This is a genomic window from Fimbriimonadia bacterium (assembly GCA_039961735.1).
Classification (GTDB): Bacteria; Armatimonadota; Fimbriimonadia; order Fimbriimonadales; family JABRVX01; genus JABRVX01.
Window position 1 is genome coordinate 68,526 of sequence record JABRVX010000040.1, and the last position, 7,253, is coordinate 75,778.

At 62.1% G+C, this 7,253-nt stretch carries 6 protein-coding genes; 4 read left to right on the plus strand and 2 right to left on the minus strand.

Features of this window, described 5'->3' with window-relative positions; genetic code table 11:
- Positions 1–80: 80 nt before the first annotated feature.
- Positions 81–2,264, minus strand: a complete 2,184-nt coding sequence (locus tag HRF45_09880) for a DNA translocase FtsK 4TM domain-containing protein (protein MEP0766831.1) — start codon at positions 2,262–2,264, stop codon at positions 81–83.
- 70 nt (positions 2,265–2,334) lie between these two features.
- Between HRF45_09880 and purS the strand changes: the two genes are divergently transcribed.
- Positions 2,335–2,571: a phosphoribosylformylglycinamidine synthase subunit PurS gene (purS, locus tag HRF45_09885; GenBank protein MEP0766832.1), complete on the plus strand. Its 237-nt coding sequence runs from the start codon at positions 2,335–2,337 to the stop codon at positions 2,569–2,571.
- On the plus strand, positions 2,568–3,248 hold the full coding sequence (purQ, locus tag HRF45_09890) for a phosphoribosylformylglycinamidine synthase I (protein ID MEP0766833.1): 681 nt from the start codon (positions 2,568–2,570) through the stop codon (positions 3,246–3,248). The genes purS and purQ overlap by 4 nt, the downstream gene beginning before the upstream one ends.
- Before the next feature lie 385 nt (positions 3,249–3,633).
- Here the strand turns inward: purQ and HRF45_09895 are convergent, their stop codons facing one another.
- Positions 3,634–4,968: a hypothetical protein gene (locus HRF45_09895; protein MEP0766834.1), complete on the minus strand. Its 1,335-nt coding sequence runs from the start codon at positions 4,966–4,968 to the stop codon at positions 3,634–3,636.
- A gap of 312 nt (positions 4,969–5,280) precedes the next feature.
- Here HRF45_09895 and HRF45_09900 point away from each other — a divergent pair, with 312 nt between their 5' ends.
- Both HRF45_09900 and HRF45_09905 read left to right on the plus strand, forming a co-directional pair.
- The gene (locus HRF45_09900; protein MEP0766835.1) at positions 5,281–6,405 is read left to right on the plus strand and encodes a glycosyltransferase; all 1,125 of its coding nucleotides are present in this window, start codon (positions 5,281–5,283) and stop codon (positions 6,403–6,405) included.
- A partial coding sequence (locus tag HRF45_09905; GenBank protein MEP0766836.1) for a GHMP kinase occupies positions 6,402–7,253 on the plus strand: 852 nt, incomplete at its 3' end. The genes HRF45_09900 and HRF45_09905, both read left to right, overlap by 4 nt.

The window sequence follows — 7,253 nt, forward strand, 5'->3', positions numbered from 1 at the left end:
AGATAGGGGCTCAGGCCCAGGCTGGCTAGTCGGAGCCCCTCGAGCACCGGGGACGGTGAGAGGCAGGAAGAGATCGTCGACTACAGCTGCTCGCCGTACAGCTCGGCCCACTCCGACCGTGAGATCAGAATCTCCCTGGGACGTGGGCCGTCCATAGGACCGACAACGCCGCGTTGCTCCATCATGTCCACCAGTCTCGCGGCGCGCTGATAGCCGATCTTGAACTTTCGCTGCAGCATGGAGGTCGAGGCCTGACCGGCAGATACCACCAGTCGCACCGCTTCCATGTATAACGGGTCGTCATCGCCGTTTTCGTCCACGCCGTTCGACGAGGTTCCCTCGGTCTCGACCGGTGTCAACAGGTAGCTCGGCTCCTCCTGCTGCTTCCAGTGATCTACGATTGCGGAGATGTCGGCTTCCGAAATGAAGCACCCTTGGATTCGCATTGGCTTGGAGGCGTCAATCGGCAGGTAAAGCATGTCGCCACGCCCTATCAGCCTCTCCGCTCCCGTCCCGTCTAAGATCGTGCGACTGTCAATGGCCGAGGATACGGCAAAGGCGATTCGGCTGGAGATATTCGCCTTGATAGTCCCAGTGATGACATCCACCGATGGGCGCTGCGTTGCCAGTACGAGGTGGATGCCAGTGGCACGTGCGAGCTGCGCCAGGCGGCAGATGCAGTGTTCGATCTCGGCGCCTTGCTGCATCATCAGGTCGGCCAGCTCGTCTACTACTACCACGATGTAAGGCAGACGCTCATTGTAGGAGACTTTCTGGTTGTATCCGTCTATATTGCGCACACCCTTGGAAGAGAGCACGTCATAGCGGCGGTCCATCTCGTTCAGCAGCGCCTTGAACACAGAGGCTGTTTTCTTTACCTCTTTGACCACCCCGCACATCAGGTGCGGGATGCCATCGAATAGAGACAGCTCAACGCGCTTGGGGTCGATCAGAACGAGGCGAACATCCTTGGGCGTATTGCGCATCAGCAGCGTTGCGATGAAAGATGCCAGCGCCACGCTCTTCCCCGCGTTGGTGGCGCCGCCGATCAGGATGTGAGGCATCTTCGCGAGGTCGGCGTATCGAGCCTCCCCCGACACGTCCTTGCCCAGAGCGATCAGCAGGCGCGCCGGATGCCCCATCACCTCTTTGCGCGCAAGCACTTCCTTCAGCGAAACGCTGCCGGGATTGTCGTTCGGGACCTCCACGCCAATGGCCGATTTGCCGGGGATGGGAGCTTCGACGCGCAGCCCGATAGCCGCAAGGCTCATCGCGAGGTTGTCCGCGAGGCTGACGATCTTCTGCACCTTGATCCCGGGCCCCAGCCGAATCTCGTAGCGTGTCACCGTCGGCCCTTGGGCCACCTCTACGACGTCTGCCTCGATCCCGAACTCCTCCAGCGTGGTCTCCAGCACCTCGATCTTCTTCCCCACCTCGCTGATGCCGGCCTTGTCCGCAGGCGGGGCATCGTGAAGAAGGGACAAGGGCGGCAGCACGTAGCCCTCGCGCTTCTCGCCCTCGAGGTTGGCAGGAGGCGTCCGCGGCGGCTTCGGTGGCTCTGCTATCGTAGGCTTGGGGCGTTCTCGTGAGGCGGGCATCTCGACGAGTGCGGTCTCGGTGGGCTCGACCGTCGTCTCGCTATTTGGACGTAGTCGAGCGGCAACGCTACGGGTTCCGTTCGGTGCAGGACGAAGTCCGTTCGCGGCTCGTTTGCGACGCACCACGGTGGACAGCCGTGTGTAGAGGCCGATTGCGCCACGCTCTACCAGCGAGAAGAGCGGGAACGAGGTCGCGGTGACGAGGCCCAGTACGCCGATGGCTCCGATGGCTACGGGCGCAGCAGCCCCAATCGCGAAGTGCAGGGCCGCTCGAAGACCCGCCCCGACGTACCCGCCGCCGGTCATCAGGGTCTCCGGGTCGAACCACGAACCGAAGACGTCCCTGCGTGCCGCGAACCCGAGTACGCACAGCACCATCAGCACGAGACCGCCGGTGAAGCTAGGTAGGCGTATCTCCCGCCCAAAGGCCACGGCGCACGCAAGCATCCATAGCGCAGGGGGAACGAGCCACGCACCTACACCGAAAAGCAGTCGGAATAAGTCCGCAGCGGCCTGGCCGACGACGCCGCGGTCCGCGAGCAGGAGCCCGCCACCCACGACAACGCCTGCGAGGAACAGCACGATCGCTCCGACGTCGCGATGCGTCTTCCTCCGCTTGTTCGCATCCTTGCGGACCGCGGGTGCCTTTCGAGTGCGTGTGGCCAAAGCTCCCTTCCTACTGGGGATTATAGCAGAGGCTGTGAGTGGGCTCGGCCCCCTGTGCCACAATCGGTGCATGGCCCAAGTGAGGGTGTATGTTAGGTTGAAACCCGCTTTGCTCGATACGGCGGGACGCACCGTGGAGACCGCCTTGCATCGCATGGGTTGGCCCACCGTCTCCAACATGCGCATCGGCAAGCTCATCGAGTTCGAGATGGATGGTGGGGACGAGCAGGCGGTGCGTGAGATGTGTTCCAAGCTCCTCGCCAACCCGGTGATCGAAGACTACTCCATCGAAGTGACGACGCCGTGAGGGTTGCCATCGTCCGCTTTCCGGGGTCCAACTGCGACCAAGATGCATTTCATGCCGTGAGAAAGCTCGGCCACGAATCGGAGTACGTGTGGCATGCGGAGTCGATCCCGGCCGGTTTCGATGCCGTGATCCTGCCCGGAGGGTTCTCCTTCGGCGATTATTTGCGCTGCGGGGCGGTTGCACGGTTCTCACCCGCCATGGAGTCGGTGCAACAGATGGCGCGCGAAGGGACGCCGGTCCTCGGCATCTGCAACGGGTTCCAGGTGCTGTGCGAGTGTGGGCTGCTGCCGGGAGCCTTGGTTCGCAACGTAGGGTTACGGTTCGTCTGCCGCGACGTGCTGCTCCGGGTGGAGACGACCGACGCGGTTGCTTCCAGTGGGGCGAGGGTCGGGCAAGTTCTGCGCATTCCCGTGGCGCATGGCGAGGGCTGCTATGTACCCGCCGAGGGCGAAGCACCGCGGGTGGTCTTTCGTTACTGCAATGCGGCTGGGGAGACCACACCAGAGAGCAACCCGAACGGCTCGCACGACAACATCGCCGGTATCAGTAACCGTGAGGGCAATGTGGTGGGGATGATGCCTCATCCCGAACGCGCGGTGTCCGAGCTGCTCGGATACCAGGATGGGCGCGTGGTTTTGAAGTCGTTCCTAACCGCGAGGCATGCTGCAAGGCGCTAAAGGCACCCACCTTTCTTCCCCAATCGCTACGGTCCACTGCTGTTATCGACACGAACGCCCGGATCATGTCCCGGCCCGATGATTGGGGCCGCGGTGCGCTCTGGCGACTACAGGACGGCGGACGGGGCCAGGGCATAGACGCTAACCGTCGTCAACGCGAAGGGGTGGAACCAGCGCGACACTCTCCGTATCCGAGCATGGTTCTCGGGTTCAGGCCTTATGTTCTGGGGTGCTGCCTGACGTGGAGCGGGACGGATCACCCCACTCTCGCCGTGCAGGATTGACGAGAGCCGCCCCGGCACTTCGGTGCCGGGGCGGCTCGACTCGAAAAGAGCAGCAACTAGGATGGTATCGCTATCGCGCTACACCGAGTCAGCCCTGCAAGCTACCAGCGGGCAGGGCCCGAGGCGCCGAAGTTCAGCAGGATCGTGTTCAGGTCGGACAGCGCAATATCGCCGTCGTAGTTCGTGTCGTCGTTGACGTAGTAGTTGGCCCAGTTCGGCTCGGTCGCGCAGCCATCGTTGGTGTTCACCGAGGCACCGAAGTTGATCAGGATCCTGTTGAGGTCCTGCAGGCTTATGGTTGCGTCGAGGTTGACGTCGCCGTTCGTCAGCGTAACGGTGCCGATGTCGTACAGCAGACCGCCGACCGTGACGTTCGGGATCACCTTGCCGAGGAACGAGTGGCCGAAGCCCGAGACATTGAGCTGCTGGAACGAGCCGCACGTGTAGCGTCCGATAAACCAGTCGCGGATGTAGATCTTGATATCGTAGGTGCCGTCTCGGACGACGTCCGTGATGAACGAGCCGTCGCTAGCCAGCGACACGGTTTCGATGATCTGCGGATAACCGGTTGTCGGATCGCAGAAGTGCACGTCAATCTGCATCGGGTTGTCGCCCAAGCCACCCGGGAAGTAGTCGAAGGGCGGATCGTCCGGCCACTGGGTCAGCTTGAGCTTCCCGGTAACGAACGAGCCGTCGCTGATAGTAGTGTCGACAATTACGTACGCCGGGCGGTACAGACACCGGCCGGGCAGCTCATTCGCGTTCCAGCCGGAATAGTTGTAGGGCGGTCCGGCGCCGAGCAGCTGCCATCCTCCGTCCATCCTACCCTGGTAGTTAGGCATGCAGAAGCTCTTGGTCTCGTTCGGAATGTACGGAGAGCCATAGGTCGTCTTGCGGTAGGCGAAGTTGTTGGTCGCTCCACCGGGAGCTCCGACGAACAGCGGAATGTTGCCGTCAACGCCATAGACGGTCGCCCAGTACTTGCCTCGAGCGAGGGTGCGGGTTCCGGTCGGGAAGACCGCAGCTTTGTCAGCCCCGAAGTGTGGCCAGGATCGGCCGCCGATGGTAAGGTCGGCAATGTTGCCGGTGCCGCTGTACAGGAGCGTCCCGGGAGCATCACTGCCGTCGTCCTCGTAGATAGCCCAGCCGTACTGGGTCGGGATGGCTCCCTCCACGTCGAACCAGTACACCTCGATACCGTCGAACGTGCAGGTCTGCGACAGGAAGAACTGGAACGCCGTCCAACGCTCCTCCAGGCCGGCACCGAGGTTGCCCGAGCTAAACCCGAGGCGGTACAGCGTGGGGTTCTGAATGTCGGGCGGATTACCGCCGAGCACCACGCTCGGTGCACCGGAGGATGCGACGACAGTTCGGGTCTGAGCCCAGCCGCAGACTACCGCAAAGAGGGTCAAACCTACGAGAAGGTATCTCGTCATTGTCATCTCCTTCAGATTTCACACGGGTCTGCTCGCGACCACATGTGCGCAATAGGGGCCTAAAGCGCATAACTACCTACCACCTCGCTCGCCCACGACCCGACCGAGGCCCCAGCAGCGGTGCGCGTCCCACAATTTTGGACGACACGGCGAGGAAATGGTCCTGCCATCATTCTAACACGGATTTCGCGGTTCTGCGCATGATGGTGTAAAGCAGATTCTCCAAGCCCGGCGCGCTGTGCGGCTGGCCTACGCACCTTTAAGCCAGGAAGCGTGCAGATACGCCCTTGCACGGCGGTAGACTCATGCCAGATGATTCGCCTGCTTTTTCTGGAAGCGGCGCTTGGCGTAGGCGGCGCTGAGAGAAACAACCAGCGCGTCATGCTCGGCTTGGACCGAACCCGGTTCGAGCCCCACGTCGCCACCCTGAAGGCAAGGGGACCCATCGGAGACGAACTCGCGGCTTCGGGAGTTCCCGTGACGGAAAACCTCTGTCCTCCCGGGCGTGGTTTTCTTGCAGCGCGCGGTTCGCTTGCAGCGCTGTGCCGCAAGGTGCGCCCAAACCTCCTCTTCACCTCGGACAGCCCACTGCCGATGCTGTGGGGCGGTTGGCTGCGGCGCAAAGGTTTCGTTCCTCACTACTGCGCCGTGTTCCATACCACAAACTTCGCCGACAAAGGCTTCCGGCGTCGGCTTGCGTGGCGCTCGGCAGTGCCGGTCGCTGACCGAATCATCGCTACGGGTCGTGCGCACGTCGAGTACGTGCACCGAACGGTAGGAGTACCGCGCCAGAAGATGGTGAACATACTGAACGGCGTGGACCTTAGCCGCTTCACACCGCCGGAGGACAAGGCGCCGTTCAAGCGCAAACTCGGCTTCACACCTGATGCACTGCTCGTCGGGATTGTCGCCGCTCTTCGTCCGGAGAAGAACCACTCAATGTTCGTGCGTGCGGCAAAGCGGCTCCATGCCCAGTTTCCGCAAGCCCGCTTCCTACTCGTGGGAGAAGGACCCGAGCGACCGTCCATTGAGGCTCTCATCGCCTCTCTGGACGTCGGCAACGAGGTGAAGCTGCTTGGCAGACGTTCCGATATGCCCGATGTGATGTCCGCACTGGACGTAATCACCCTGTGCAGCAAGCCTGTCATCGAGACGCTTCCGGTCTGCCTCGTCGAAGCCGACGCGATGGGCCTGCCGGCCATTTCTACGCGGGTCGGGAGCGTAGACGATATCGTCGAGGAAGGTGTTACGGGGTTCCTGGTCGATCCCGACGACGAGGAGGCTTTCGCCGAGCGCATAAAGAGGCTATTGCTCGACCCGGAGTTGCGCAAGCGGTTCGGCGCCGCCGCGCGAGAGCACGCGCTCGCCAGGTTCGACGTCCACGAAATGGTCCACAAGTATGAGCAACTCTTCGAGGAGATTGTGAAACCGAGTTGATAGTCACCAAAACCCCGCTTCGAATCTCACTCACCGGTGGCGGAACCGACTTCGCAGGTTTCTACCGCCAGCACCCAGGCCGCGTGGTCTCGTGCACCATAGACAAGTATATCTACGTGATCATCAAGGAGCGCTTCGACAAGAAGATCCGTCTCGGCTACACGCGCACCGAGATGGTGGATAGTGTGGACGAGCTTCAGCACGAGCTGGTGCGCGAGTCCATGCGACTCGTCGGAGTCAGCCAAAGTGTGGAAATCGCCACAATGGCCGACATCCCGAGCGAGGGCTCCGGCCTCGGCTCGAGTAGTGCTGTAACCGTGGGAGTGCTGCACGCGCTCCACGCCCTGAAAGGGGAGCTGGTGACCGCAGAGCAGCTTGCCGACGAAGCATGCCGAGTGGAGATAGACATACTGGGCAAGCCCATCGGCAAGCAGGATCAATACATCGCCGCATACGGGGGCGTGCGCGAGTTCGTATTCAATCAGGATGACACGGTCAGCGTGTCGCGGCTCTTCCTGGAGGGCGACAGGTGGCAGCGGCTCGGCGAATACATCATGCTGTTCTTCACCGGCATCACACGGCAGTCGAGCACCATCCTCAGCAAGCAGAAGCAGAACATAGAGAAGAAGATGGATGCGCTGAAGCAGATGGCGGAGCAAGCGCGCAAGACCCGCGAGCTGCTCGAGAGCGGGGCACCTCTCGCTCGGGTCGGGCGCATTCTGCACGAGGGCTGGGAACTGAAGAAGTCGCTTGCTGATGGAATTGCCGATGAAAATATCGATGCCGCTTACGAGCGGGCTCTAGATGCAGGGGCGGTGGGTGGCAAGATCGCGGGCGCCGGCGGGGGC